Below are 26924 nucleotides of genomic sequence, written 5' to 3' on the forward strand. Positions count from 1 at the left end.
AACTGCAACCGGCTATCGAAAAAAAAGACAAACCGGAGTTTGTCTTTTTTTTTTGCCTGAAACTGGCTGTTCTACAGAGAGGGAATCACCGTTTCATCGTGATTTTTTTTATCTCCCAGAAGAATAGTTTTGTTGCCGGTAATGGTTCTCACCAGTGCTGAGTAGTCAGCAGCGCCATCGCCGTCAGGCAGAAACTCAAAGATGGTTTCTCCATGGGAGGGCGAGCGGCTCAGCTGTTCGTCATAGCGAATCGGTGTACACACTTTATCGCCGTAGAGACTCTGCAGTTTGCGGTAAATATTCTGCGGTTGCTCCACCCGGGTGTCGAGAAAGGTTGGCAGAATGTAGTTAAGATCGATCTCTTTATACTTCTTGATCGCATGGAGGTTTTTGGTAAATTCCGCCAGACCATGCAGCGACATCACCTCAAGGGAGACCGGCGTCAGTACTTCGGTGGCGTAAAACAGTACGTTTACGGTGAGCTGATCCCAGCCGGGAGAGGTATCGATAATGACATAGTCATACTCTTTATCGAGGTCCTCCATCGCTTCTGCCAGGGTCCATTCTGAACCAAAGCTCTTCTTATCGATAATCCGCTTGACCCCCGCCAGTGAGCGTCCACCGCTGAGCAGGAACAGATTGGGCCTCGCTTCAACAATCGTTTCTTTTGGTGTCAGCTCCCCGGTGAGCAGTTCGGTTAAGCCGGCAGGGGGTTTCTTGCCCAGCATAAAGGAGGACTGCCCCTGGGTGTCGGTATCAATCAGCAGTACTTTATAGCCCGCCATTGCCAGGCCTGCACTCAGGTTGACTGCGGTTGTAGTTTTACCCACGCCACCCTTACTCAGAGAGACACAGATCTTTCTGGGTTTATTCTGGTGCTGTTGCGGTTCTGGCGTGGTCGCACTGCTGGCACTAGTGGCAGCAGGCTGTTCAGTGGGGGCAGGCGCGGGGGCCGGCGGCGCTGAGGTAACCGGCTGAATGACTTCACTGTGATCCAGATTGATCAGAAATTTATGATCACACGCCTTACACCGGACAACGAATCGTTTTTTGGCAGCGACCTTACTGGTATCAGCATGATGCTTACGAGAACAGTTTGGGCATACAATAATAGTCATGGGTTAGCCTTCTTAAGGTCATCCAGGATCGCTTTCAAGGCGATCTTAGCCAGCCTTTCCACTGAGACGTTATTTTTGGACTTGGTGATAAATTTAAGACTTATTTTCCCTTTCAGTTTCCAGGCATGAATTGCAAACTGGTCACTTTCAGTCTGCCATATCAGCTCACCCTGGTCCTTGCGGGTTTCATTCAGAGGGGTGGAGTCGGTATCACAAAAAATGATGTTGTTAAGCTGCTGAAGTTCATCTATATCGTCACCGACTTCCTCGCTCAGCAACAACCCCATAATGTCTAACTGGTTATTTTCAGGCATTGTCAAAAATCTCTTTGCGCAGGGAGGCTAACTTTTTCTCTAAGGCGTTTAAGGTGCCTTCCTCAACATTTAACCACTGGATGCCACATATCCAGTTGCCATCGCCATCAAGAGAAGCATGTACCACTTCTCCTTCTAACCCCTCAAAACTTTGATCGCCAAGGGTTATCCTGCAGTTTGGCTGGATATCTTCAGTGGAGATCGGTGAGGCGGCTTCTATGCCGATGCAAACCCCTTCAGGGCTGATGTCCAGCAGGGGGTAAGTGCGGCCTTTGGCTTCCAGTAAATTACTATCCCGGTCCTGAACAGGCAGGCGGTAGGATTTACGGGAGACCAGTATTGATTCTGAGTCACTCGAAATCTCTTCGAATTCAAGCGTGTCATCATTTATGAGTTTCATCAAATAACCTCTGTGATAACCATGTCCATCCTCGCATAGATATAATCAGACAGACCAAACTATTATCTGATTTGGAGGCCGATAAAGCTGAGTAAAGGCAGCAAAAATCGATAATTACAGTTAATTTATAAAAACAGCTTATCAAACTCATCTAACCAGTAATGACAGGCTTTCTCAAGCAGGAGACCTCTTAAAATGGGTATCCCCTGGCGCCCGTCAGGGCTTAAAAGAAACCTTCTTTTGCTGTATACGAACAGCTGTTTGAATCAGAGGGCATGCGAATTGCCGTTGTACAGGCGTCATCATGCGTTAGTACGATCTCTCCATTCATTTTCTGCGAACGTTTACTCCGGGGGCCGTCTTCTTCATAATCTATGATCTGTGTCAATTTTTGCAACAGCAGACGTCTGACTGATAACACCCTGCCTGAAAGTATCAGCTGTTTTGCACTATCGATATATTTATATATTAGTCAACAGAGGGTTTATTACGACTGTAAACCAACTGCTGTTCTGCTCAGTTGAGTCAGGTTAGTGCTGAGACCTGAGTGCTAACCTGACTTTATTTGAGGATCTGAAATGAAAACAATCGTAATCGTAGGGGGAGGGGCTGGCGGTCTTGAGCTGGCAACACAGCTCGGACATAAGCTGGGTAAAAAGAAACGCGCCAATATCATTCTGGTTGATCGTAACCGTAGCCATATCTGGAAACCTTTATTGCACGAAGTCGCCACGGGCTCGCTGGATATGAACAGTGATGGCGTGGTCTACCGTGCCCATTCGGCGGCTCATTATTATCAGTTTCAGCTGGGCACCATGATCGGTCTGGACCGGGTGGCGAAAACGATCAGGTTGCAATCGCTTGTGGATGAAGAGGGTAAAGAGGTGCTGCCGGAACGGGAGATTGCCTTTGATACGCTGGTAATGGCGGTTGGCAGTGTCAGTAATGACTTCGGTACTCCGGGTGTGGCTGAGCACAGCTACTTTCTCGATTCCCATCAGCAGGCGGAGCGTTTCCACCGGGCATTGTTAAATCAGTTTTTGCGGATTAACCAGAAATCATCCGATGCTAAGCTGCGTCTGGCGATTGTTGGCGGGGGAGCAACAGGTGTCGAGTTGGCGGCAGAGCTCTACCATGTAGCCGATCTGTTTAAGATCTACGGAATGCCGGAAATGTCTGGCAAACGTCTGAGCATCGACCTGATCGAGGCCGGCCCGCGGATATTACCGGCGCTGCCTCTGAGGATCGCAGAGGCGGCGAAGAAGGAATTGATGGCGCTGGGCATTACCATTCATGAAAATGTGCGGGTGACCAGTTCAACCGAGGAGGGTTTTGTGACCGGTGATGGCACACTGATCGATGCAGATCTTCAGGTCTGGGCTGCCGGGGTTAAGGCCCCGGACTTTATCAAGCAGATCGGTCTGTTTGATACCAACCGCAATGGTCAGATCGTGGTTAAGCCCACCTTGCAGAGCACCGTGGATGACACCGTGTTTGTTATCGGTGACTGTTGCGCTTGCGAGCAGCCCGATGGCAGTTGGGTGCCTCCCCGGGCGCAATCGGCGCACCAGATGGCCAGCCTGGTGTACAGGAATATTATCCTCTCTGAACAGGGTAAACCGCTGAAGGAGTATATCTATAAAGACCATGGGTCCCTGGTTAACCTGAGTCGATACAGCACGGTTGGCAGTCTGATGGGTAATCTCACCAAAGGTTCGATGTTTATCGAAGGTAAGCTGGCGCGGCTGGTGTATATCTCACTCTACCGGATGCACCAGATTGCGATTCATGGCTGGCTCAGGGCGGCGGCCGTGTACTGGGCTCAGAAGATAAGCGGGACCGTGAAGCCAAAAATGAAGCTGCATTAACGCTGCGGGCTGTTGCGGCAGGGTTACGACTGCCAGCAGATGGGTTGCATAAAGGGTGAGACAAAAAAACCGGATCAGTGAACCTGATCCGGTTTTTTTACGGTTTAAGCGTGGTTTAAACGCTTAGGACAGCGCCGCCAGTGCCGCATTCAGCGTTTCGCTTGGACGCATCACTTTCTTAACGTTTTCGCGATTAGCATGGTAGTAACCACCGAGTTCAGCCGGTTTGCCCTGAACTGCGCTCAGTTCAGCAACAATCTGTGCTTCATTTTCGCTCAGTGTTTTCGCCAGAGGCGCAAAGTGAGCTGCCAGTTCGGGATCTTCGGTCTGTGCCGCAACTTCCTGTGCCCAGTACATGCCCAGATAGAAGTGGCTGCCACGGTTATCAAGTTCACCGGTTTTACGTGAAGGAGACTTATTGTTCTCCAGCAGTTTGCCGGTAGCGGCATCCAGAGTTTTCGCCAGAATGGATGCGCGCTTGTTGTTTTCCTTAATACCCATCTCTTCAAGAGACACTGCCAGAGCCAGAAACTCACCCAGTGAATCCCAGCGCAGGTGGTTTTCTTCCTCAACCTGTTGTACGTGTTTAGGTGCAGAACCGCCTGCTCCTGTCTCGTACATACCACCGCCTTTCAGCATCGGTACAACCGACAGCATCTTCGCAGAGGTGCCCAGTTCCATGATTGGGAACAGATCGGTCAGGTAGTCACGCAGCACGTTACCGGTGACAGAGATAGTGTCGTTACCACGGATCATACGGTCCATGCTGAAACGGATCGCCTGATTGTAAGTCTTAATGGAGATATCCAGACCATCGGTATCGTGATCCTGCAGGTAGGTATTTACCTTTTTGATCAGTTCGCGGTCGTGAGCACGTTTGTGGTCCAGCCAGAAAACAGCAGGCATACCGGACTGACGTGCGCGGGTCACGGCCAGCTTAACCCAGTCGCGTACAGGCTCATCTTTGGTCTGACAAGCACGCCAGATATCACCTTTCTCAACATCGTGCTGCATCAGCACGGTACCGTCTGCAGTAACAACACGCATGATGCCATCGGCCATCATTTCGAACGTCTTGTCGTGCGAACCGTACTCTTCGGCTTTTTTAGCCATCAGGCCAACGTTTGGCACAGTACCCATGGTGGTTGGATCGAATGCGCCGTTAGTTTTACAGAAGTTGATCATCTCCTGGTAGATACGGGCATAGGTGCTTTCCGGCATAACCGCTTTTGTATCTTTTGGCTTGCCGTCAGGGCCCCACATCTTACCGCCGTTACGGATCATTGCAGGCATTGATGCATCAACGATGACGTCAGAAGGTACGTGCAGGTTGGTGATCCCCTTAACAGAGTCAACCATTGCCATTTCCGGACGGTGTTCCAGACACTCGTGGATCGCTTCTTCAATCTCTTCGCGCTTGGAGGTTGGCAGCGATGAAATCTTATCGTAGACGCTGCCGATACCGTTATTCGGATTAACACCCAGCTCTTCAAACAGATCGCCGTATTTTTCAAACAGTTCTTTGTAGAATACGGTTACTGCATGACCAAATACGATTGGGTGAGACACCTTCATCATGGTTGCTTTTACGTGCAGAGACCACATAACACCGGTCTCTTTCGCATCCTGCATGGTTTCTTCAAAGAACTCACGCAGCGCCCGGCAGCTCATGCGCATGCTGTCGAGAATCTCGCCCTGTTCCAGGCTCAGCTCTTTCTTAACTTCGACGTTTCCGGCCTGATCAACAAACTCAAGGCGGACATCACCGGCCTGATCCATGGTGATGGACTGTTCGCTGGAGAAAAAGTCACCATCGCGCATGTAGTCAGCGTGGGTGCGTGAAGCTTTGCTCCACTTACCCATAGAGTGGGGGAACTTACGTGCGTAAGCTTTAACAGCACCTGGAGCACGGCGGTCTGAGTTACCTTCACGCAGTACCGGGTTTACAGCAGAACCCAGAATCTTGGAATAGCGAGCCTGGATTGCTTTATCTTCTTCGGTCTGTGGTGCTTCAGGGTAGTTCGGGATATCACAACCCTCTGCCTGAAGTTCTGCGATACAGGCTTTCAGCTGAGGAATAGAGGCTGAGATATTTGGCAGTTTGATGATGTTTGCGTGGGGGTCCTGAGTCAGGGCTCCCAGAAAGGTGAGGCCGTCTTCCGCTTTTTGCTCTTCGGTCAGTTTTTCGGGGAATGCTGACAGCACACGGCCAGCCAGAGAGATATCGCTGATCTTAACGTCGATGCCCGCAGCCTTGGTAAACGTTCTTACGATAGGAAGTAAAGAACAGGTGGCCAGTGATGGTGCTTCGTCGGTAAGGGTCCAGTAAATAGTTTGATTCGTTGTAGTCATTTTATCCCCTTGTCATTTGGCTGGTAGCCAGAGGCTTAACAGGGCAGCTTGTGGCTGTCCTTAACATCTTTGCTTAAGCCTTATAATTAATTTCCGCGGGCGCATTATACGTCAAAAAATTACTAATACTGAAGTAGTCCTGCGCTTTCTGGAGGGGAATATCGACTAAAAGATAGTATTACTGTAGTTTTATTACCGCAGCGCAGCATGCTTTTTTTAACTTTTGCAGTCGGTATTAACAAAAAAAGGATCCGAAGATCCTTTTTTAAGCAGGGTGGGATTAGCGCTTGGAAAGTACTGGTTTAAGCTTATTGTGCATATCCAGCAGCGCCTTCTCGGTGGTATCCCAGTCGATGCAGGCATCGGTAATCGATACTCCGTACTGCAGGTCAGCCGGGTTTGCAGTCATCTTCTGATTACCCCAGCCCAGGTTGGACTCAATCATCAGACCAACAATAGACGTATTGCCTTCAAGGATCTGGTTGGTAACGTTTTCCATCACCAGTGGCTGTAAAGCCGGGTCTTTATTGGAGTTTGCGTGGCTGCAATCCACCATAATGTTTTTCTTCAGGCCGGCTTTATCCAGTGCCTGCTCGCACAGCGCGACATTGACTGAGTCGTAGTTTGGCTTGCCATTACCGCCACGCAGTACGACATGACCGTATTTATTGCCTTTGGTGTGCACTTTGGAGACTTGTCCCTGCTCATTAATACCCAGAAAATTATGCGGGTGCGCCACAGATTCAAGTGCGTTGATAGCAACCGTCAGGCCGCCATCGGTACCGTTTTTGAAACCGACAGCACCGGACAGACCGCTGGACATCTCCCGGTGGGTCTGTGATTCGGTGGTGCGGGCACCAATGGCAGACCAGGCAATCAGATCTTGCAGATACTGTGGTGAGATGGGGTCCAGTGCTTCAGTTGCCAGTGGCAGGCCGGCCTCAGACAGCTCAATCAACAGCTCACGACCAATATGCAGGCCCTCTTCAATTTCAAAAGAGTCATCCATATGGGGGTCATTGATCAGGCCTTTCCAGCCAATGGTCGTCCGGGGCTTCTCAAAATATACGCGCATAACCAGATAGAGAGTGTCCTGAACCTGTTCAGCCAACTGTTTCAGCTTGTGACCATATTCGATCGCCGCCTTGGTATCGTGAATAGAGCAGGGGCCCACCACGATAAACAGTCGCTTATCTTCACCCTTCAGAATGTTTTTTATCACCTGACGACCTTCCATAACAGTGGCCGCTGCAGTTTCACTCAGAGGTAGTTTTTGTTTCAGCTGGTCAGGAGTGACCAGAACCGTATTACTCTCAATATTGAGGTTTTCGACTCGGTTATCAGACATCTCAATTTCCTAAAGTGCACAGCCTTTACCCTGTACACCCGTTAGCGCGTTCGTAAAGGAGGTACTTTGTAACATATTAATGGTGAAGGTTTAAGTGCTGATCGGTGCTATCCGGTGATACAATTAACAAAATTAGCAGGCTTACTGTAAAGCCAGAGGTTTTTTCATCGTTTAATATGTTTTTAGCCTGATTATCTGCAGGCCGGATCGAACTCCCCAGACTGCTTGCTGTCCATAAACCGTTCGATCTGACTATTACATTAAGGGGTTTCCGTGCCGTTACTGTTTCAACGACTGACCATGCCAGCTACCGTCATCCTGATGTTACTGTTTTTGCCGTTTAGTACACCTGTCAGTGCGGGGTTGTTTGATAATGCCAATCCGTTTGCCGGTGATGATGGCCCCTTGCAGGTTGAGCAGGCTTTTGTATTTGACTATGAACAGGACGCTGACGGTGCCGTTAAACTGATCTGGACTATCGCGGATGGTTACTATCTTTACCGCGATAAGATACAGCTGGATTATACCCCGGAAGTGGAAGAGCTGGATCGTCGCTACTCCGATGCCGAAGAGAAAGACGACCCCCTGTTTGGTCAGGTATGGGTGTATCACAATCAGGCGGTTGTTAATCTTGATCTGACCAGCACTACCGGGCAGCCGGTAGATAGTGTCGTGACGGTTAACTATCAGGGGTGCTGGGAAGGTGGAATCTGTTATCCGCCGGTCACCAGGACGTTCAACCTTACACAGTTGCCGGTTAATCCGGGACAGACGGGGGACACGGCGACCGTTGACAGTAACACTCAGCCCGTGGTCAGTCAGCCGGACACAGCGCCAAGCATTACTACGCCTTCATCTTCACCAATACAGAGTGAACAGGATCGTTTCGCCGCGCTCATCTCCGGCAGTGGTCTGCTGCTAACTCTTGGGGCCTTCTTTGTCGCTGGTCTGGCACTGGCACTGACCCCTTGCGTATTCCCGATGATTCCCATTCTCTCCAGTATTATTGCGGGTCACGGACATAAAACCACCGCCCGCCATGGATTCTTTCTATCGCTGATCTATGTGCTATCGGTTTCCCTCACCTACACGGTTGCCGGGGTGATTGCCGGTTTGTTTGGTGAAAACCTGCAGGCGGCGTTTCAGAATGTCTGGGTGATCAGCTTTTTCAGTCTGATCTTTGTATTGCTGTCACTGTCGATGTTTGGTTTCTATGAGCTTCAGTTGCCCTCCAGCTGGCAGAGCCGGCTGAATAGTATGAGCAACAGCCAGAAAGGCGGCACGGTGATGGGGGTGATGGTCATGGGGCTGTTATCGGCTCTGATTGTTGGCCCCTGCATGGCGGCACCGCTGGCCGGTGCGCTGATCTATATTGGTCAGAGTGGCGATCCACTGATGGGAGGCGCTGCGCTGTTTAGTCTGAGTTTAGGGATGGGAGTCCCACTGCTGATTGTCGGGGCTTCTGCGGGCAAACTGCTGCCTAAAGCGGGTCTCTGGATGGAAAGCGTGAAAGCCGGATTCGGCGTTATGCTGCTGTTGCTGGCGGTCTGGATGCTCGACCGGGTTATTGCTGATAATGTTGCTTTGCTGCTCTATGCGGTGATTCTGCTGGTGGCCGCGGTACATATGAAAGCGCTCGACCGGCTGAAGGATAATGCGGCGGGCTGGAGTTATTTCTGGAAGGGTGTTGGAGTGGTATTACTTCTTTATGGCGGTATCCTCTTTATCGGTGGACTGACCGGTGGCAAGAGTCTGATGCAACCGCTAAAAGGGTTTGCTGTCAGCGGTGCCGGGGCGCAGTCCGGTCCAGAGATGAACTTTGTTACCGTCACCAATAAACAGCAGCTGGATAGCTTACTCAGTGATGCGAAAGCCAGGCAGCAACCGGTGATGCTGGATTTCTACGCCGACTGGTGTATCTCCTGTGTCGAACTGGACAATCTGACCTTTGCTGATCGTTCAGTGCAGCAGGGGCTTAGTGGTTTCAAACGTATTAAAGTTGACGTCACCGCCAATGATGATGCGGCAAAAGAGTTAAGCGCTCTCTATCGTGTTATTGGCCCACCGGCACTGATTTTCTATGACCGGGCGGGTCAGTATCATCCTAATATGACGCTGATCGGGGTTATCGAGCCCGACGTTTTTGTCAGGCATATAGCAGGATTGTAATAGCTAGCTTAAAGGTCCTTCCAACCGCTAAACAAAAAAAGGCTGATACCTGATGTATCAGCCTTTCTAAATCGGCCAGTGATTATTACAAACGTTTAGTAATCACCCGTCCATCCGCTTTTTCTAACAACGCGCAAGCGGCGAAGCCGCATCTCGCTACTGCTTTTAAGCAAAGGTCATTTCTGGCACATGCTCCGGCACAACCAGCTTACCTTCCGTCTTCTCGATAATCTCTTCCACAGAGACGCCAGGCGCGCGCTCTTTCAGGTGGAAGGCGCCATCCTTAATTTCCAGAAATGCCAGATCGGTGAGCACTTTTTTGATACAGCCAGCGCCGGTGAGGGGCAGGGTGCAGTTGGTCAGTAGTTTGGATTCGCCATGCTTGGATGCGTGGGTCATGGTGACGATAATATTCTCAGCACCGGCCACCAGATCCATCGCACCGCCCATCCCTTTAATCAGTTTTCCAGGGATCATCCAGGAAGCGATATTGCCGTTAACATCAACTTCGAATGCCCCCAGCACGGTCAGGTCGACATGCCCGCCACGGATCATGGCGAAGGATTCAGCGGAGGAGAATATCGATGCGCCGGTGGCCGCAGTGACGGTCTGTTTGCCCGCGTTAATCATATCCGCATCAATTTCATCTTCGGTAGGGAATGGACCCATACCCAGTAAGCCATTTTCAGACTGAAGCATCACTTCGATGCCTTCAGGAATGTAGTTTGCGACCAGAGTCGGGATGCCGATACCCAGGTTTACATAAAAACCATCTTCCAGTTCGCGTGCAATACGCTGTGCTATCTGTTCACGTGAGAGTGCCATTGTCTTTCCTCTTCTTTCTGACAGCGGTGAAGCGACAGGGCTATCAGAAATTCAATAAATTACCGGAGTGTCGTATCAGCTCTGGCGCACTGTGCGCTGCTCAATACGTTTTTCGAAGCTGCCCTTAATCACACGATTAACGTAGATGCCAGGGGTGTGGATCTCGGTGGGTTTCAACTCACCCGGCTGAACAATCTCTTCCACTTCAACCACTGTGATTTTGCCCGCGGTTGCCGCCATTGGGTTAAAGTTCTGTGCCGTATCCCGGTAGATCACATTGCCGTAGGTGTCCGCTTTCCAGCCTTTTACGATGGCAAAATCACCGGTAATCGATTCTTCCATAATGTATTTGCGGCCGTTAAACTCCCGCACCTCTTTACCTTCGCCTACCGGGGTACCGTAACCGGTGGCCGTATAGAACGCCGGAATGCCGGCACCGCCAGCGCGCATTTTCTCAGCCAGCGTGCCCTGTGGAGTGAGTTCGACTTCCAGTTCACCCGCCAGCAGCTGCTTTTCGAACAGGGCGTTTTCGCCCACGTAGGAGGAGATCATCTTTTTGATCTGGCGATCAACCAGCAGGATGCCGAGACCAAAATCATCGACACCACAGTTATTCGATACAAAGGTCAGTTCTTTGGTACCCATCTTTCTGATCTGAGCAATCAGGTTCTCGGGGATACCGCAAAGACCGAAGCCTCCGGCAATGACGGTCATACCATCTTCCAGACCAGCCATAGCCTCTTCATAGCTGTTCACAACTTTATTAAAACCCGACATGTGTGCAACTCCGCAATTCAGTTCTTTTTATAGGGGTCTTCGTATTTAAGGGTGGTATCTGGCTGGGACAGTTCCGTTCCCGGAACACCAGATACCTGACTCACGAATAAGTTAAGTCTTATATACCGCGTATCATTTAGCAAATTTAATGATTTGAAGTATTTATAAAATTTGTTTATATATGTGGAATCCCTGTTCCACAACATACCCGGTTTAATATGACCGGCTGGAAAACAGTAAAATGGTCAATATCACCCTGAAGCAGTTAAGAGCATTTGTCGCTGTGGCCCGTACCCAAAGCTTTACGGAGGCCTGTACTCAGGTTCATCTGTCCCAGCCCGCGCTGAGTATCACGATTAAAAATCTTGAAGAGGAGGTGGGAGGCGCGCTGTTCAGCCGAACCACCCGGGCGATCGCGCTTACCCCTGAAGGAGAGGAGTTTTATCCAGTGGCGCAGAAAATTCTGCATGATTGTGAAGCTGCACTGGATGACCTGAATCAGCGTTTTGCCCTTAACCGGGGGCGGGTGGTGTTGGCGGCGATGCCATCGTTTGCCAGCAGCCTGCTGCCGGGCATTATCAGCCAGTATCGCGCGCTCTATCCCAATGTCAGTATTACGGTGAATGATGTCATCGCCGAGGATGTGGTGGATATGGTGCGCAATGGCCAGGTGGAAGTAGGGATCACCTTTGACCCGGGCCGTTCCGAAGACCTGACCTTTACTCCGCTGTTTGACGACCGGTTTGTGGCGGTGGTACATCCGGATCACCCACTTGCGAAAAGTTGCAGTATCCCCTGGCAGGCGCTGCTTAAAAATGACTTTATTACCTTGCAACGGCCATCCAGTATCCGTCTGCTGATTGAAGCTAAACTGCGTCAGTTGGGGATGCAGATGTTACCTGAATTCGAAACCCATCAACTGGCGACTATCGGCAGAATGGTGGCAACCGGTTTGGGGGTGAGTGCGGTGCCCTCTCTGTGTATTCAGCAGATGCGGGAACTGGGGGCGGTCTGCCGTGAACTGGATACCCCGGTGATGCAACGGCCTGTTGGTGTAGTGATGCGTAAACGCTATCCCTTGTCGACTGCGGCCCGAAGCATGGTGGATATTATTCTGGGCTCTGCAGGAGACCTTACAGAAAAGATAAAGCTCTGAGTCGTTTATCGGCCCAGAGCCTTATTTTCAATAAGATGTGTGTGCTCAGACAAGCGTTTGCAGCTTAGCGGTTTCAGCGTAAAAATTGGGTGCTGAAGGTTTTGAATTCCTCTGTGCCCGATTTCTGAATCCACTCGAAGCCGACCATCTCTTTAGTCACGATGTGTATACCACAGTGGCGCATCCGTTCCAGCGCTGCCTGTTTATCTGCCGGATTACGAGAAGACACCGCATCGGCCACCACATACACTTCGCGGGCCTGCTGTTTGATCTGAATGGCTGTTTGCATGACACAGACGTGTGCTTCCATGCCGACGATAATGACCTGGTTGGGACGAATACTGTTGATCTTTTCATTGCAGCTGGGGTCTGACATACAGGAAAAGTGCAACTTATCCATAAAACCCTCTTCGGGTAGCACATCCAGCAGTTCAGGGACTGTTCGCCCAAGCCCTTTCGGGTATTGCTCAGAGGTGAGAATCGGAACCCCGGCCAGTTTGGCCACCTCAGCCAGCCAGCGGACATTGGTCACCAGCGTTTCACTTTCATGCACTGCCGGCACCAGTTTTTCCTGAATATCGACAACCAGAAGGCAGGATGAGTTTGGGTAGATCAGCATAAAAATTCTCCGCGTAACAGGGGCAGTAAACCGCCTTGAAGCTTGATGTATAGTCAGATTCTGACGTAAGTGCCGATAAGGATATACCCTAATATCACTTTTGGCTATCTCTCCTCCGGCGGGTGGTTTATAGCACGATTCCTGCCCGGCTTTACCAGCAACCATAAGCTGGCCAGAGAGAGGATCGCCATGGCGGCAATACTCACCGCCATGGTTGTCGGGGTGCCGCTGTGATAATGCCCCACCAGCATGCCAATACTGGCGGCAATAAGTGACTGGCTAAAGCCCAGCAGAGAGGACGCTGTTCCGGTCATCTTAGCAAAAGGGGCCAGTGCCCCCGCCATTGCCTGAGGCATCACCATACCGACACCGCACATATAGATAATCTGGGTAATGGCCGTCAGCCACAGGTAATGGATATCCAGCAGCGCCGGTATCACCATACTCAGTCCCGCCAGCACACTGATAACGGTACCACGCTTCAGAACCCCATTAATACCGGTGCGACAACCGATACGCTGCGCAATCAGCGTGCCGCTCAAAAAACCGCCGGACGCTAACGCATAGAAAATACCGCTGTGCTGCGCAGGTACTTTAAAGTAATCGATCAGCACAAACGGAGCACCGGAGAGAAAGGCAAACAGTCCGGAAAAAATAAAACTACAGCACAGGGTGTAACCAAGATATTCCCGATGTTTTAATAACAAACCAAAGTTACCCAGGATAACCAGTGGTTTGAGTGAGCTGCGGTTCTCATTGGCCAGAGATTCAGGCACCTTAAAGGCGATCAGCAGCATTGACGCTAATGCATACCCGGTGAGAAAGATAAACACTGCGCGCCATTCAAACCAGGCCAGCATATAGCCGCCAATGACCGGAGCGATTGCGGGTGCCAGCGCCATAATACTGCCCATCATCGACAGCACTCTGGCCGCATTGACCGGTCCATGGATATCACGGACCATTGTGCGGCCCAGTACCGGTCCCCCGCAGGCACCCAGGGCCTGCAGAAAGCGGAAAAATATCAACTGCTCAATCGTGGTAGCAAGGGCGCAGCCCAGTGAGGACAGGACAAACAGCAGCAACCCGCCAAGCATCACCGGCTTACGACCAAAGCGATCGGCCAGGGGACCGTAAACCAACTGCGCAAAGGCAAAACCATAAAGAAACACCGACAGGGTGATCTGCACCCGATCAACCGAGGTATCAAACTCCCGGGTCAGGCCTGGCAGACTGGGCAGATACATATCGGTTGATAGAGGGCCTAGTGCGACTGCGGCGGCCAGCGTTACAATAACGGCGGTTGAAGTGGGTCTGAACATCCGGTCTCAGTATTCTGGTATTAATGAGTAAACGTTATACATTCGGGCAGTGACAGTTATCATCCTGCGAGTGTAAATTAGTTAGCAAGTTAACTATTTTTAGCGCTAAATAAATATAGGGGTATTCCTGTATATTTAGATCCGTTAAAGTAATAGCTACACAAATATTTCGTCCATTCAGAAACATGGAATAGCATTATGAAAGTATATTCACTCGATGGCATAACCCCGGTTGTTCACCCTTCGGCTTATGTGCATCCCAGCGCCGTTCTGATCGGTGATGTGATTGTCGGTCCCGATTGCTATATCGGCCCGGCCGCCTGTTTGCGGGGGGATTTTGGTCGCCTGGAGCTAAAAAAAGGGGCCAACTTGCAGGACACCTGCGTCATGCACGGCTTTCCCGGCACCGATACGGTAGTGGAAGAGGACGGTCATATTGGTCATGGGGCGGTGCTTCATGGCTGTGTCATTGGCAAGAATGCGCTGGTGGGAATGAACTCGGTGATTATGGATGGGGCTGTTATTGGGGAGTCATCTATTGTCGCGGCGATGTCGTTCGTTAAGGCGAAGATGGATGTACCTGCGCGAACACTGGTGGCAGGATCCCCGGCGCGGGTGATCAAAGAGCTGACCGATAAAGAGATCGACTGGAAATCAGCCGGGACCCGGCAGTATCAGGATCTGGCGGTCCGTAGCATGAACACCATGCAGGAAGTTGAAGCGCTGACTGAAGTGGAAGCAGATCGCCCGCGGATGGACGTTGGGATCGAAGGGGTGGTGCCCAAATTTAAAGCGGAAAGCTGATCGTCGCATCGCTTTGAAATCTCATTCCGGGTTTTTAACATCGGTATGGTGCTATTACGTTTGAGGTTAACAGACAGGTTTATAGCATCAGGCTGAGTTCAAAGGCGAGGCGCTTCCGGCGCTCTGAATTTTGACGCTCTGAATTTCGGCGCTCTGAATTTCTAAGTAAGCAGCTTTTATCATGTTATCATGCTGCCGCTAAGGGATAAGCGGTCAGAGGGCTATGCAGTTGACATTGCCCCGGCGTTATCTGAATCAACAGGACGTTATTGATGTGGCTTGACAGACTATAGCGCCTGATAATCTTTTTTTGAGATAGATATTCTTCATATGGATATGATACTGCTTGTTGCGCTGGATGCGGTTATCACCGGTGCGATTTTATGGATGGCCGGTAAGGTTACGGCGGTCCATCTGAATTTTTCTCATACGGTTATCGCAGCCGGAGCGGCATCTTTGGTGTCGCTGATCCCCTCATTTGGCTGGCCACTCTCAATTATTATACTGTTTTATCTGTTAAAGCAGTTCAGTGATGCGGATATCTGGCCGGATATTATCCTGCTAGTGTTGGTGAGCCAGTTGATTTTGTTTGCCGTGGGGACCGCTCTGAGCGAGGTATCGATTACTGTATCGTAAGCTGCGGGGACGCCGCTCAGCAGCACTCCTGTTCGAGCTTCCACAGCAGCTGCAACGCCTGCGGGTCATCATGCTCTTCAAAAAAGCTGTAGAGGTTGTTCATCTGCGCGCCGATAAAGAACAGATTGTCATGCTTCATGCGGGTCTGTTCTTCAAGCTTCATTGAAAAATAGCGCTGCCATTGCTCATTGCCATCACAATTCAGAATCGTCTGTAGTTTTTTATGGAGTTCATCAGCCCAGCGATCACATTCAATGCCGCAGAAGCTGACATAGCGGTCCGTATTGTCTGCCTGACCCATCACAGTATCTCCCGAATAGACTAAACGGACATTCTAGAGGGAGAGTGTTTCATCTCTCTAGCGAAATTAAGCTCAATAACAGGATTAGTTGCGTTATATCAACGCCTTTGATGATCAGTTTTAAAAGTTGTATCGCTGCCTTTACCTACTTGTTGAGCAGTGCGTCATTCCGGTAGAATCTCCCGCACATTATTTGATAGCGCTTATTGCTAAATAACTAAAAACACAGGAGTCGCTTGTGGAACTCGCATGTCTTGACCTGGAAGGTGTACTGATCCCGGAGATCTGGATCGCCTTTGCTGAAGAAACCGGAATTGAAGAGCTGAAAGCGACCACCCGCGATATTCCTGATTATGATGTGCTGATGAAACAGCGTCTGCGGATTCTCGATGAGCATGGTCTGACTCTGCCGCAGATTCAGGCCACTATTGATCGTCTTTCGCCATTGGAAGGTGCCCGTGAGTTTATCGACTGGCTGCGTGAGCGGTTTCAGGTGGTGATTCTGTCCGATACCTTCTATGAGTTTGCTGCACCATTAATGAAGCAGTTGGGTTATCCAACGCTGCTGTGTCATAAGCTGGAAGTGGATCAGAACGGTCGTATCACCGATTACACCCTGCGACAGAAAGACCCTAAGCGTCAGTCTGTCCGTGCTTTCCAACTGTTGAACTACCGTGTGATCGCCGCTGGAGACTCTTACAACGACACCACCATGCTGACCCAGGCTGAATCCGGTATTCTGTTTCATTCACCACAGAATGTTATTGATGAGTTTCCGCAGTTCCCCGCAGTACATACGTTTGAAGAGCTGAAAAAAGAGTTTATTAAAGCGAGCAACCGCGACCTGTCTCTTTAACCGCAGTCGCTGCGCGACCGGTAAGATTAAGAGCGCTTCGGCGCTCTTTTTTTGTCTTAGCGAGACCCGGCCGGTTATATAGGCTACCCTGCATTTACCGTATAGATGCAGCATTAACCTGATCAGAATTTACCCAATTTCCCTGAGCGATATAGCGATACCATGACACGAAAAACCCTGAGCCTGAAGGTTAAAAAAAGCGCAGCTGCCAAGCCTGTCGATGAGGATAGCAGAGGGCAGGCTGATGATAACCCGTTAAAGCGTTTTTTAAACGGTGTTGCCGTTCACCCATCTCCCGGTATTCGTCTTGAATCAGGTTCACAGCAACTCTCTATGCGGGCGATGGATCTTATTACGCCTGTTGGCCTGGGGCAGCGGGGGCTGATTGTTGCACCTCCTGGCTCGGGAAAGTCGACGCTGTTAAAGCATATCTGCCAGTCAGTGGGGCAGGCTTATCCCGGGATCAGGCTGTATGCACTGCTTATTGATGAGCGGCCCGAAGAGGTGACCGATTTTAAGCGAAGCGTACCAGCAGAGGTTCATGCTTCATCCTCGGATGAAAGCTATGCCCATCATGTGCGGGTGGCGGATCAACTGCTCGATAGAGCCTGCAGGGAAGCGGGAGAAGGTCATGATGTGATGATTGTGATCGACTCACTGACACGGCTCTCCCGGGTGCACAATGCGGAACGTAAAAGTAGCGGAAAAACCCTGTCAGGCGGTGTCGACGCCCGGGCTCTGGAGATACCCCGAAAACTGTTTGGCTCAGCCAGAAAAATTGAAAATGGCGGCTCGCTGACCATTCTGGCGACAGTTTTGGTGGATACTGGCAGCCGTATGGACCAGGTGATCTTTGAGGAGTTCAAAGGCACCGGCAACATGGAAGTCGTATTATCCCGCGAGGCAGCGAATCGGCGCATATTCCCGGCGCTGGATATTGCCAAAAGCAGTACCCGCCGTGAACAACTGCTGCTAAACCCGAAAGATCTCCAGGCGATACGGGCACTGCGACGCAGCCTTGTCAATCTCAAACCGGAAGAGGGCGCCAGGAAGCTGATTGAGTTGCTTGAGACCTATCCGACCAATGAAGCACTATTAAACGCTGTGACCAGTGGTTAGACTTAAAAGCAGTGGCCAGATGTAGCTTCGCTACTTGCCAGAACGCGGCTGCGCAACTTGTTAGAAAAAGATGAAGAGCGCTGTTCCTCATAGTTCGGGGGCTGGAAATGGAGGTTCAGAGGGGGCTGGCTTAAGATCGTGTTAAATATGATCTTTTCTCTTTTTAAAACTTACTTTTTCCTCACTTTTGAAGTAGCTTTGCCGATAAAAATAAAAAAATTGTTCAACTGTGAAGGGCTTATTATGTTTCAGTCTTTGAAAACACGTTTACTCGCCATCAGTGTCTTATCGGTGGCGTTTGTCGTGGCTGTATTGATGCTTGAAAAATACGTTGTTGAACGTAATGCCTTGATGGAAGTCTTGAAAAATGATGTCTTTCACTCAGCTACTGCGTACGGTGATGGCGTTAGCCAGTGGCTAACTGACCGACAAAATACCATGACCGCGTTAAAAAACGCGATTGAGCAAAACCCCTCGGAAAGCCCTTACGCTAAAATTTTACAAGCGCATCAATCGGGTAGCTTTGGCCTAACCTATTACGGTAATGAAAAGGGCGAGATGTTCCGCCAGGATCCTTCTCTGGATCAAAACAACAGCAGTTATGATCCGCGTAAACGCGGTTGGTATAAACTGGCTAAAGAAAAAATGAGACCTGTTGTCACCGCGCCGTATGTCAGTAAAACGCTTCAGGAACTCGTCGTAACATTAGCCGAACCGGTTATGCAAAATGGGGTAATGATTGGTGCGGTCGGCTCCAATGTGACTCTGTCACGGTTGGCTCAACGCACCTCAGAGTTATCAGTACCAGGCGATGGCTACGCGATTTTGGTAGATCGCAGTGATCAGATCATCGCGCACCCTCAAGCGGAGCTCCAATCTCAATCTCTGGCCAGTGTTAACCCAGTTTTAGCGGGGGATTCACTAACCAAGCTGATTGACGGTGATCAGCTAATAGAAACTCAGCTTGATGATCGTGATCGTCTTGTTTACGCCGCTGCGATTCCTGATACCACATGGGCATTAATCTATGTAGTAGACAAATCAACTGTGCTAAAACCTCTAATGCAGTCCCTCACAACCCAGGCACTGATCAGCTTAGGGATTGTTATTGTTCTGAGCTTAATTTTGATCGCGTTGTTCAAGGTTATGTTTAAAAACCTCGAGCGTGTAAGCCAGGCATTGAAGGACATATCAGAAGGAGAGGGGGATCTAACCGTCCGTATACCTGTAAATAGCCACGATGAGATCGGCGTTTTAGCACAAGGGTTTAATCAGTTTGTCGAGCGTTTACACGGCATTATCAGCCGCTTAAGTCAAACCTCTGGTAGTCTTACTCAAACGGCTGATCATTTTACACAGGCGGCACAGCAGCGCAGTCAACGTATCCGTGTGCAGCAAGATGAAATAAATATGGTTGCGGTCGCAGTGACAGAGATGGCCTCTGCTACACAGGAAATTGCTGGTAACGCGGAAGGCGCAGCCCACTCCGCTAAAGATTCGGTGACCATCAGCGAAAATGGACAGGTGCAGGTTGAGAAAAGTCAGAAATCCATCCAGGCGTTAGCGGATGAAGTTCAACGTGCAACCGATGTTATCAGCGATCTGGAAAAACACTCCCAACATATCAGCGGTATTCTTTCGACGATTAGTGGGATAGCAGAGCAAACGAATTTACTGGCCCTGAATGCTGCAATTGAAGCGGCCCGTGCGGGTGATCAGGGCCGGGGCTTTGCAGTGGTCGCCGATGAAGTTCGTGTGCTTGCGCAGAGGACGCATGCGTCGACCGGTGAGATACAAAGTATGATCGATACTTTGCAAAAAATGACTAAGCAAGCGGTTTCCAGTATGGGACGCGGTCATTCGATGGCGGCACAAAGCGTTGATGATGCTGAATCAGCGCGACAGAGTCTTGTGACGATTACCTCGGCGATTGCAGAGATCTCAGATCGGGCCGTTCAGATCGCTTCGTCAGCAGAAGAGCAAACCTCCGTAACCGAAGAGATCAACCTTAATACCACTGCGATTAGTGATGCTGCCTCAAACATGGCGGATGAAGGTGCTAAAGCTGCGGAGCAGGCTGAAACCTTGCGGGCTTTGATTTGCGAAATCGAAGGTGAAGTCAAACGCTTCCGTTTATAAGGTCTTCCTTCTTTGATACGTGTAATAAACCGTTCAGCATCAAGCGTAGATTCTTATCCGCTTGATGCTGAAACTATTATTGGGGTAAAACCAGTTAAAGGTTATTAATGCTCAAGTTAAGCTGATGCTTGAGCTCCAATATACGGGCAATTTCTTACATGTATCGAGCGAAAAAGATAGTAAGTTTCAGCCCTTCCCGTCTGCGATGTTGGATGCCCGTACCTCGCGCCGCGAGGCAAAGAGCTAGAGCTTTTATGAGAATACAAACATACTCTACAGACAACGCCAGGGAAGTAGCTGACTTGTTTCATCAGTCTGTTCATGCAATTGATCCCTCGCTGTATTCATCAGAGCAAAAAGAAGCCTGGGCACCTACACCTGTCGATTATGAACGCTGGGCTGAGCGACTGAATGCGAAAAAACCGTTTATCGCTTTCCTTGATGGTTGTGTAGCGGGCTTTATAGAATTAGATGCAGATGGTCATATTGACTGCACTTATACCCATCCAGATTTTCAGGGAAGAGGGGTCGCATCCAGACTGTATGAACGTTTGCTCGATGAAGCAAGAGTCAGAAATATCAAACGTTTATACGTCGAGGCATCACTTGTGGCTAAGCCGTTCTTTGAACACCGCGGTTTCTCTGTCGTTAAGAAGAATGAGGTTCAGAGAAGCGGAGTGACTTTAGTCAATTTTTCAATGGAACTGTATCTAAGCCCTACAATCAAATGAAGCCGACTGACTGAGCGTCGACTGATAAGAGCGTTAAGTGTTAGTGCTAATAATCCGCAACGGTCCCTGCAGTCAGCTCATTGTGTGGTAACGCATATTGACCCGCTGTCGTTGTGATCCCCATCGCCCAGGTGGGCCGTTGAAAACCCCGGGGAGGGGCGTGTGGCATTGTTGGCAACAGCCATCCCCGGTGAGTCCCCAATGACCCAGGGTATACCAGCAGCGCTCAATCAGCGTCGCACCGCAGTTGTGGCAATAGGTGCTTTCTCCCTGAGTGTCATAGACATTACCGGTATAGGGATAGCGCACGCCGTTAGCCAGGGCGATCTGTCGTGCCCGGGTGAGGGTTGCTGGTGGTGTATGGGGTTTGTCGAGCATCTTCCAGTCGGGATGAAAGGCGGAAAAATGTATTGGTACATCGGGGCCAAGGTGATCGACCACCCACTGTGTCATGGCGTTGATCTCGGCGCTGGAGTCGTTTTCACCGGGAATCAGCAGGTTAGTGATTTCGAACCAGACATCGGTTTCGTGTTTCAGGTATTCAAGGGTTTCCAGTACAGCACCGAGCTCTCCGCCACAGATCTTGTGATAGAACTTCTCAGTGAACGCCTTCAGATCGATATTGGCGGCATCCATATGGCGGTAAAATTCTGCGCGAGGCTCAGCACAGATGTAACCGGCGGTAACAGCAACGCTCTTTAAACCCTGTTGATGGCAGGCATCGGCGACATCCATGGCATATTCCATAAAGATCACCGGGTCGTTATAGGTGAAAGCAATGCCCATGCAGCCCAGTTGCTTCGCGGTGGCTGCCAGTTGTTCGGGCAGGGCCTGATCGGCGAGGGTGTCCATCTCCCTGGATTTACTCATGTCCCAGTTCTGACAAAATTTACAGGCCAGGTTGCACCCTGCGGTACCGAAGGAGAGGATCGGCTGTCCCGGCAGAAAGTGATTGAGGGGTTTTTTCTCCACCGGATCGATACAGAAGCCGCTGGAGCGGCCCCAGGTATAGAGCATTATCTGGTCGTCTTCACGCCCGCGTACAAAGCACAATCCTCGCTGGCCTTCATGTAATTTGCAGGCACGTGGACAGACATCGCACTGGATACGGCCGTCCTCCAGTGTATGCCAGTATTGAGTAGATAATATCTTGTGGGATTCGGGAATCATCTGGCCGCCTCATGATCGACATTCACGCTCTCAGTATAGTTCGCTGATCATCACCCAGCGGCTAAATTGCGTCTACGGGGAGGGGGGCTGACAGCTTAACGCTCCAGCAGGTGCTTCTTGTCGGTCACCGAATCCCACTGCTTCGCATCCGGCGGACTGGGTTTCTTTTCGGCGATATTGGGCCATTGTTGCGCCAGTTCCGCATTGAGTTGAATAAATGACTGTTGATCACCTGCTACCTCGTCCTCTTCCATTATCGCCTCGACCGGGCACTCCGGTGCACACAGGCCGCAATCGATACACTCGTCCGGGTTGATCACCAGAAAGTTAGGGCCTTCGTAGAAGCAGTCCACCGGACAGACTTCAACACAGTCGGTATATTTGCACTTGATACAGGGCTCCGTGACTACAAATGTCATAACAGATCCTTTCAGGCCACCGGCCTGTTCAGGTGATTAAAAAGCCTCATAGGTCAGTATAGTTGTCTGCAACACAAATGAAGTATAGATAGCCACTAGTTGTCAGACCTGCTGGACAGGGGGATGCGCTATCAGTGCTCTTTTATCCTATCGTTTTCTATGTAAATATTGGTCAATAAAGGATTAGAACGGGGTGATTCAAGGAGTCAGAGAGCTGTTAACAGGGTTAATGCCCTTAAACTGTGACGTAGGATAAGTAAGACTGGGATACCAAGAGAGAGGTTATTGATAATAAAGGGCTCTGATCCCTCAACTTATACGCTAAAACGCCTGGCTTTTGAATCAGGCGACGCATGGAGCACATAATGAATAGTCACCCGATCCTGTTGCCGATGATTACGCTGGTGGCCTGGACCTTTGCAATTCTTCTTATTATTCCCTTCAGGCGCTTTCGGGGTGTTTTTCGTGGGGATGTCACCGCAGAAGATTTCAGGCTTGGTGAATCAGCCAATGTCCCTGCAGAAATCAGCCTTCCTAATCGTAACTACATGAGCCTCTTAGAACTTCCGCTGCTGTTCTATGTTGTGATTCTGGCTCAGTATGTCACACAGACAGATACATCCGTCACAGTGGACCTCTGCTGGACCTATGTCGGGTTGCGGGTGTTACATAGTCTTGTACATCTGACATATAACCATGTGCTGCACAGGTTTACTGTGTTCGCCCTGAGTAATGTTGTTTTACTGATCATATGGGTTTTGTTTTCAGTCGCTGTGATTACGATTTGACCCGCACACGCAAGCGTCTGGATATCGGATTGAGGCGCAGGAGAGATCTTCAGACTATATTGAAAGCTAAATTGTTAGTGCCTGATATCACAGAAATGGAGTTTAGATCTGTGTAAGCGCGCAACCTGTCGTTATCAATGGACGTGAGCCTATGAAAACGCGTCAACGAAGGTTTTTCCCGATTTCGATTCTTAGTGTCGGTTATGGTCTCGTTATCCTGACCGTTACCTGGCTGTCTCCGGTTATCGCAAGTCAGTATCGTTGCGAGACGACACCGGAGATTTTAGTCTCGGCAGCCGATGACAGTATGGTCGGGTATGTGTGCGATGCGGCTGACAGGGCGATCGGTTTTCTTGCCCGGTATCAATTGCAGCTGCAAAAACCGATAGAGATCAGCATTATTGAACAGAGCATCAACCAGGAAGGTTATATGGCCTTTGGAAGTTATGATCGCCAGAGCGACCGTATTCAGATAATGTCGCTGCCCGCAATATTACACAGCAGTCAATCGCCACAGATGTATAACATGCCCTTTGACGAGGAGCACTATGTGGGTGCTTTAGCCCATGAGATTACCCATGCGATCTTCCAGCATAACGCAAACCACACAGAGGACCAGTGGACAAACGCGGCGCAGGAGTATCTGGCACATGCCACTCAACTTGGGGTTTTATCCGCCGCCAGACGAGCGCAGATCATTCAGGCTGCCGCGACCGGCCCCTGGGAGTCCGGCGATGAAATAAGTGTGACCTACATGGGGTTCAATCCCACGGGTTTTGCGGTGAAATCATATCTGCACCTGACACAATTGAGTGACCCGCAGACGTTTATTCAGATTCTTCTGCATCATAAATGGTTGTATATATCGGTGCCTTAATAACAGCCGTAGCCAGTTGTTAGATGTGGCTTCGCCACTTGCTAGGAAAAGCTAAAAAGCCGTTACTCGTTGTTCGAACGTCACAAAACCGTGACTTGCTCGTCGCGGGAAAAAGCAAAGAAAGAATCATTAGAAGTATCAACTATCCGGCTCTACCAAAAACAGTACGTAAGTTGTATGTATAAACAGTTTATTTTGTATATCGCAGCGGTTATGCTCGTTTAATCGTTTGAGAAGGCTTGTTTTGCTGCTGGCATCATTAGCAAAACATCAGAAAAACAAAGGGATAGGTTGAAATGCTGGCGGGATAGTACGCCGGGGCCGGAATGCAACTGCGCATTCTCGTTTTTATCTTAAAGGAGATTACGATGTCATTTTTTTCCTCTTTATTATCTGATGGTTACCCTTCTTTTTGTTAATGTCGCCTGGCATGTATATGTGCCGACGTAGTATTAAAATGTTAGTTTCTGAATCGGAGTATCAGTGAAGAAAGAAGACGGAATCTCAAAGTACAAGCTGAGTAAAATTGCTACGGAGTCTTTGAGAAATACTATCCGTCTTCATTTTGACTCTGTGTTGCTCTATGAAAATGGCTCCTACCCAAGTGCTCTTCAGCTTTCAGTCTTGGCTTTAGAGGAATTCTCAAAGGCCAACTGGGTAGATCACTATATATGGTCATCGGAAACTAATGAGGGCTATTCTGATGCTGAGTTTGAACAAGAATGGCTAAAGCTTCTGTACTTGCATCCAAAAAAGCAGTGGAACTTTGTGGCAAGAGAAACAGATGATTATTCGCCAAAGTTTATTTCTCTGATCCAAAGTAGAAAACTTGAAGAGAAAAAGCAAAATGCAATCTACGTTGGCTTGTCTCGCTCAAAAGGTAAGATCGATACAGATAGTCGGGTTTCAACCCCTTGGAAAATAAAACAAAAAGATGCAAAGCAGTTTATTTCAATTATCAACGATGAGCTGCTCAGAATATGCGCAAGAATCGAAGACGATGAATTCTACTTCGAGGGAGGTAAGGACATGGATGAGGTGTTCGATTATGAGATCTATAAAAAGCTTTTGAAATGGCCCCACAAGAGTGGAATTAAGAATAACGGTTGGAGAAAGAAGAATCACCAACGAAACTAACAAGCGCATGTTGTCGGACTGGTTTTCCGCTGCGCTCCAAACCAGCCGAAATGCGGGCGTTAAATTCCTATGATCATATTTGCAGTTACAAAAGAAGGGTTTCAAGAGTTGGAACCAGTGATTAAAACAGGTAAGTATTCTGTTTGGGTTGGCGGCAATGTCTTGAGTGAATCTGAGCTGGATCGCTATAGAGAAATGGATATAGATCTTACAAACTTCAGCTATGAAATAGACCCAGCAAATGACGAAGAGCTAGATGGTGCTCTGGCAACCATTGCGGAGCATCACCCGGAAGAAAGGGTTTGGTTAGAATGCCGACCATAAATTTAACAAACGCATAAACTCGGATAATTTTCTTCGCTGCGCTTCACAAATTTCCAATTATGCGGGCGTTAGATGCCAAAAATTAATTTATGAAAATAGCAGTTTTTATACTTGAAATGGTCGTTGGCGTTTTGCCCGCAACACTATTGGCCCCAGCCGCAATCCTAGGATCAATGTTCAGCATCTTCGGAGCAGCAAAAGGGTGGGAAGATATTTTTCATCCATTAGGCATTTTAGGAATATTTGGACTTGCAGGCATGATCGGGCTTTGGTCCGTTGTTTCGCAAAATGCATTTAAAACCAATTTCAAGCCCGGCAAAGTGCATTTAACACTACTGTCACTGGGCATGCTATCCGCGCTACCAATTGCGTACATAGCAATTTTCATATCGGAACCAAATGAAACTAAAGACTTTTATTTTATCCTTTGCTTCTTGGGTCCACTAATTGTTGCTTCAAAGTACCTGTATCACTCGTTCAGAAACAATTAAAGCAATTAAAGCAATTAAAGGGAGCAGAGCCCTTTAATCAAATAATTGTGAAGTATGCATTCCCACGCGGGAGCGTGGGAACGAGCGAGATTTATGACAGTTATCACGGGTATTGTTGGGATTCTTGCCTTATCCCAACCTACGATCTAACTTTTCCTAGCAAGCGACGCAGTCGCATCTAACTCCTGGCGCAACTCAAGCTTCTCCGCAATGTTGTTTATTGTTCCAGAAATGGACTCATATGCGCTTTCAATTGATCGCTTGTGTCGTTTATCACCAAATTCCTGATATTCAACACGGATTTCATGTATGTCATCAGCGCCAAGATATTTGCTGAGCGTTCTCAGATGAGGCCCTAAATGATTCATCGTTTCGCGTGCCCCGTTTTCTCCAAAGCCAAACTCCCCACATGCTGTTAAAAGCACGAGGGATTTGCCAGAGAGGGTTGGCTCTAATGGGAAATCACCGCGATCAAGGTCAAAGGTAAAGGTCTTGTTTATTCTCACAATCTGGTCAATCCATGCTTTCAGTGATGCAGGCATACCGTAGTTGTACATTGGCGTGGAGATGACAATGACGTCGGCCTCAGTTAGCTCCTCAATTAACAGATCAGACAATGATAGTAATACATTCTGTTCATCTGTTCTTTTCTCTTCGGGGGTAAAGACAGCGGCAATCCAGCTTTCAGATATAAAGTCTGGTGGTGAACTGCCAATGTCCCTATAGATAAATCGATCCGTGGGTTGTACCGCGCGCCATTGACGCTTGAATCTCTCGCCCAGATCTCTTGTGATTGAACGTTCTTTGCGAGCACTCGCATCGATATGAAGTAAAGTGGTCATATGATTTTCCCTGGTTTGTTAT

The 26924-nt window shown here is 49.3% G+C and carries 27 protein-coding genes; 14 read left to right on the forward strand and 13 right to left on the reverse strand.

The annotated features are described in order from the left end of the window. Positions 1–71: 71 nt before the first annotated feature. The 3 genes from OCU43_RS10355 to OCU43_RS10365 are packed head-to-tail and all read right to left on the reverse strand — an operon-like array spanning position 72 to position 1832. Entirely contained in the window at positions 72–1118 is a 1047-nt protein-coding gene (locus OCU43_RS10355) for an AAA family ATPase (protein WP_091358447.1), read from the reverse strand. Further along, complete coding sequence (locus tag OCU43_RS10360) at positions 1115–1432, reverse strand: hypothetical protein (RefSeq protein WP_091358450.1); 318 nt, start codon at positions 1430–1432, stop codon at positions 1115–1117. The genes OCU43_RS10355 and OCU43_RS10360 overlap by 4 nt, the downstream gene beginning before the upstream one ends. Further along, positions 1425–1832, reverse strand: a complete 408-nt coding sequence (locus tag OCU43_RS10365; protein WP_091358451.1) for a PilZ domain-containing protein — start codon at positions 1830–1832, stop codon at positions 1425–1427. The genes OCU43_RS10360 and OCU43_RS10365 overlap by 8 nt, the downstream gene beginning before the upstream one ends. Before the next feature lie 578 nt (positions 1833–2410). Between OCU43_RS10365 and OCU43_RS10370 the strand changes: the two genes are divergently transcribed. Beyond that, positions 2411–3700: an NAD(P)/FAD-dependent oxidoreductase gene (locus OCU43_RS10370; RefSeq protein WP_091358454.1), complete on the forward strand. Its 1290-nt coding sequence runs from the start codon at positions 2411–2413 to the stop codon at positions 3698–3700. A 123-nt stretch (positions 3701–3823) separates the two neighbouring features. Here the strand turns inward: OCU43_RS10370 and OCU43_RS10375 are convergent, their stop codons facing one another. Beyond that, positions 3824–6052 (reverse strand): NADP-dependent isocitrate dehydrogenase, encoded by a 2229-nt coding sequence (locus tag OCU43_RS10375; RefSeq protein WP_091358457.1) that lies wholly within the window; start codon positions 6050–6052, stop codon positions 3824–3826. A 280-nt stretch (positions 6053–6332) separates the two neighbouring features. Continuing rightward, positions 6333–7400 carry a 3-deoxy-7-phosphoheptulonate synthase gene (locus OCU43_RS10380; RefSeq protein ID WP_091358460.1) on the reverse strand — a complete coding sequence of 356 codons (1068 nt, stop codon included), beginning with the start codon at positions 7398–7400 and terminating at the stop codon, positions 6333–6335. A 273-nt stretch (positions 7401–7673) separates the two neighbouring features. Here OCU43_RS10380 and dsbD point away from each other — a divergent pair, with 273 nt between their 5' ends. Further along, positions 7674–9569 (forward strand): protein-disulfide reductase DsbD, encoded by a 1896-nt coding sequence (gene dsbD, locus OCU43_RS10385; RefSeq protein ID WP_091358462.1) that lies wholly within the window; start codon positions 7674–7676, stop codon positions 9567–9569. A 165-nt stretch (positions 9570–9734) separates the two neighbouring features. Here the strand turns inward: dsbD and OCU43_RS10390 are convergent, their stop codons facing one another. Then, positions 9735–10394 (reverse strand): CoA transferase subunit B, encoded by a 660-nt coding sequence (locus tag OCU43_RS10390; RefSeq protein ID WP_091358464.1) that lies wholly within the window; start codon positions 10392–10394, stop codon positions 9735–9737. A 75-nt stretch (positions 10395–10469) separates the two neighbouring features. Next, the gene (locus tag OCU43_RS10395; protein ID WP_091358466.1) at positions 10470–11171 is read right to left on the reverse strand and encodes a CoA transferase subunit A; all 702 of its coding nucleotides are present in this window, start codon (positions 11169–11171) and stop codon (positions 10470–10472) included. A 241-nt stretch (positions 11172–11412) separates the two neighbouring features. On the opposite strand from OCU43_RS10395, the gene OCU43_RS10400 reads away from it, so the two are divergent. Further along, the gene (locus OCU43_RS10400) at positions 11413–12327 is read left to right on the forward strand and encodes a LysR family transcriptional regulator (protein ID WP_217647429.1); all 915 of its coding nucleotides are present in this window, start codon (positions 11413–11415) and stop codon (positions 12325–12327) included. 73 nt (positions 12328–12400) lie between these two features. Here OCU43_RS10400 and OCU43_RS10405 read toward each other — a convergent pair whose 3' ends face one another. Continuing rightward, complete coding sequence (locus tag OCU43_RS10405; protein WP_091358468.1) at positions 12401–12946, reverse strand: hydrolase; 546 nt, start codon at positions 12944–12946, stop codon at positions 12401–12403. Positions 12947–13050: 104 nt separating this feature from the next. Then, positions 13051–14268, reverse strand: a complete 1218-nt coding sequence (locus tag OCU43_RS10410) for a Bcr/CflA family multidrug efflux MFS transporter (protein ID WP_091358471.1) — start codon at positions 14266–14268, stop codon at positions 13051–13053. Positions 14269–14466: 198 nt separating this feature from the next. Between OCU43_RS10410 and paaY the strand changes: the two genes are divergently transcribed. Together paaY and OCU43_RS10420 are read left to right on the forward strand one after the other, a co-directional pair. Next, positions 14467–15072, forward strand: a complete 606-nt coding sequence (gene paaY / locus OCU43_RS10415; RefSeq protein ID WP_175483522.1) for a phenylacetic acid degradation protein PaaY — start codon at positions 14467–14469, stop codon at positions 15070–15072. Positions 15073–15402: 330 nt separating this feature from the next. Continuing rightward, the gene (locus tag OCU43_RS10420) at positions 15403–15708 is read left to right on the forward strand and encodes a hypothetical protein (RefSeq protein WP_091358478.1); all 306 of its coding nucleotides are present in this window, start codon (positions 15403–15405) and stop codon (positions 15706–15708) included. Positions 15709–15724: 16 nt separating this feature from the next. Here OCU43_RS10420 and cowN read toward each other — a convergent pair whose 3' ends face one another. Then, entirely contained in the window at positions 15725–16009 is a 285-nt protein-coding gene (gene cowN, locus OCU43_RS10425) for a N(2)-fixation sustaining protein CowN (protein WP_091358482.1), read from the reverse strand. Positions 16010–16247: 238 nt separating this feature from the next. Here cowN and thrH point away from each other — a divergent pair, with 238 nt between their 5' ends. The 4 genes from thrH (at position 16248) to OCU43_RS10445 (ending at position 20854) form a co-directional block, all read left to right on the forward strand. Beyond that, a complete protein-coding gene (gene thrH, locus OCU43_RS10430) occupies positions 16248–16865 on the forward strand; it encodes a bifunctional phosphoserine phosphatase/homoserine phosphotransferase ThrH (RefSeq protein WP_091358485.1) in 618 nt (205 codons plus the stop codon). 162 nt (positions 16866–17027) lie between these two features. Continuing rightward, entirely contained in the window at positions 17028–17984 is a 957-nt protein-coding gene (gene rho, locus OCU43_RS10435) for a transcription termination factor Rho (RefSeq protein ID WP_091358489.1), read from the forward strand. A gap of 147 nt (positions 17985–18131) precedes the next feature. After that, positions 18132–20123 (forward strand): methyl-accepting chemotaxis protein, encoded by a 1992-nt coding sequence (locus OCU43_RS10440; protein ID WP_245756574.1) that lies wholly within the window; start codon positions 18132–18134, stop codon positions 20121–20123. A 254-nt stretch (positions 20124–20377) separates the two neighbouring features. Further along, on the forward strand, positions 20378–20854 hold the full coding sequence (locus OCU43_RS10445; protein ID WP_091358622.1) for a GNAT family N-acetyltransferase: 477 nt from the start codon (positions 20378–20380) through the stop codon (positions 20852–20854). Between the two features lie 72 nt (positions 20855–20926). Here the strand turns inward: OCU43_RS10445 and amrS are convergent, their stop codons facing one another. Together amrS and fdxA are read right to left on the reverse strand one after the other, a co-directional pair. Further along, the gene (gene amrS / locus OCU43_RS10450) at positions 20927–22024 is read right to left on the reverse strand and encodes an AmmeMemoRadiSam system radical SAM enzyme (protein ID WP_091358492.1); all 1098 of its coding nucleotides are present in this window, start codon (positions 22022–22024) and stop codon (positions 20927–20929) included. 95 nt (positions 22025–22119) lie between these two features. Continuing rightward, on the reverse strand, positions 22120–22443 hold the full coding sequence (gene fdxA, locus OCU43_RS10455; protein ID WP_091358494.1) for a ferredoxin FdxA: 324 nt from the start codon (positions 22441–22443) through the stop codon (positions 22120–22122). A 365-nt stretch (positions 22444–22808) separates the two neighbouring features. Here fdxA and OCU43_RS10460 point away from each other — a divergent pair, with 365 nt between their 5' ends. The 5 genes from OCU43_RS10460 to OCU43_RS10480 all read left to right on the forward strand — a co-directional run bounded on the left by OCU43_RS10460 (position 22809) and on the right by OCU43_RS10480 (position 26060). Continuing rightward, entirely contained in the window at positions 22809–23231 is a 423-nt protein-coding gene (locus OCU43_RS10460; protein ID WP_091358497.1) for an MAPEG family protein, read from the forward strand. A 151-nt stretch (positions 23232–23382) separates the two neighbouring features. Beyond that, positions 23383–24108 carry a DUF6639 family protein gene (locus OCU43_RS10465; RefSeq protein WP_091358498.1) on the forward strand — a complete coding sequence of 242 codons (726 nt, stop codon included), beginning with the start codon at positions 23383–23385 and terminating at the stop codon, positions 24106–24108. A 483-nt stretch (positions 24109–24591) separates the two neighbouring features. Continuing rightward, entirely contained in the window at positions 24592–25245 is a 654-nt protein-coding gene (locus OCU43_RS10470; RefSeq protein ID WP_091358501.1) for an AbiV family abortive infection protein, read from the forward strand. A 69-nt stretch (positions 25246–25314) separates the two neighbouring features. After that, complete coding sequence (locus OCU43_RS10475) at positions 25315–25569, forward strand: hypothetical protein (protein WP_091358503.1); 255 nt, start codon at positions 25315–25317, stop codon at positions 25567–25569. An 89-nt stretch (positions 25570–25658) separates the two neighbouring features. Further along, a complete protein-coding gene (locus OCU43_RS10480) occupies positions 25659–26060 on the forward strand; it encodes a hypothetical protein (protein WP_091358505.1) in 402 nt (133 codons plus the stop codon). 146 nt (positions 26061–26206) lie between these two features. On the opposite strand, the gene OCU43_RS10485 is transcribed toward OCU43_RS10480, so the two are convergent. Continuing rightward, positions 26207–26902 carry an FMN-dependent NADH-azoreductase gene (locus tag OCU43_RS10485; protein WP_091358507.1) on the reverse strand — a complete coding sequence of 232 codons (696 nt, stop codon included), beginning with the start codon at positions 26900–26902 and terminating at the stop codon, positions 26207–26209. Positions 26903–26924 lie beyond the last annotated feature (22 nt).

It is taken from the genome of Amphritea atlantica, assembly GCF_024347255.1.
GTDB classification, from domain to species: domain Bacteria; phylum Pseudomonadota; class Gammaproteobacteria; order Pseudomonadales; family Balneatricaceae; genus Amphritea; species Amphritea atlantica.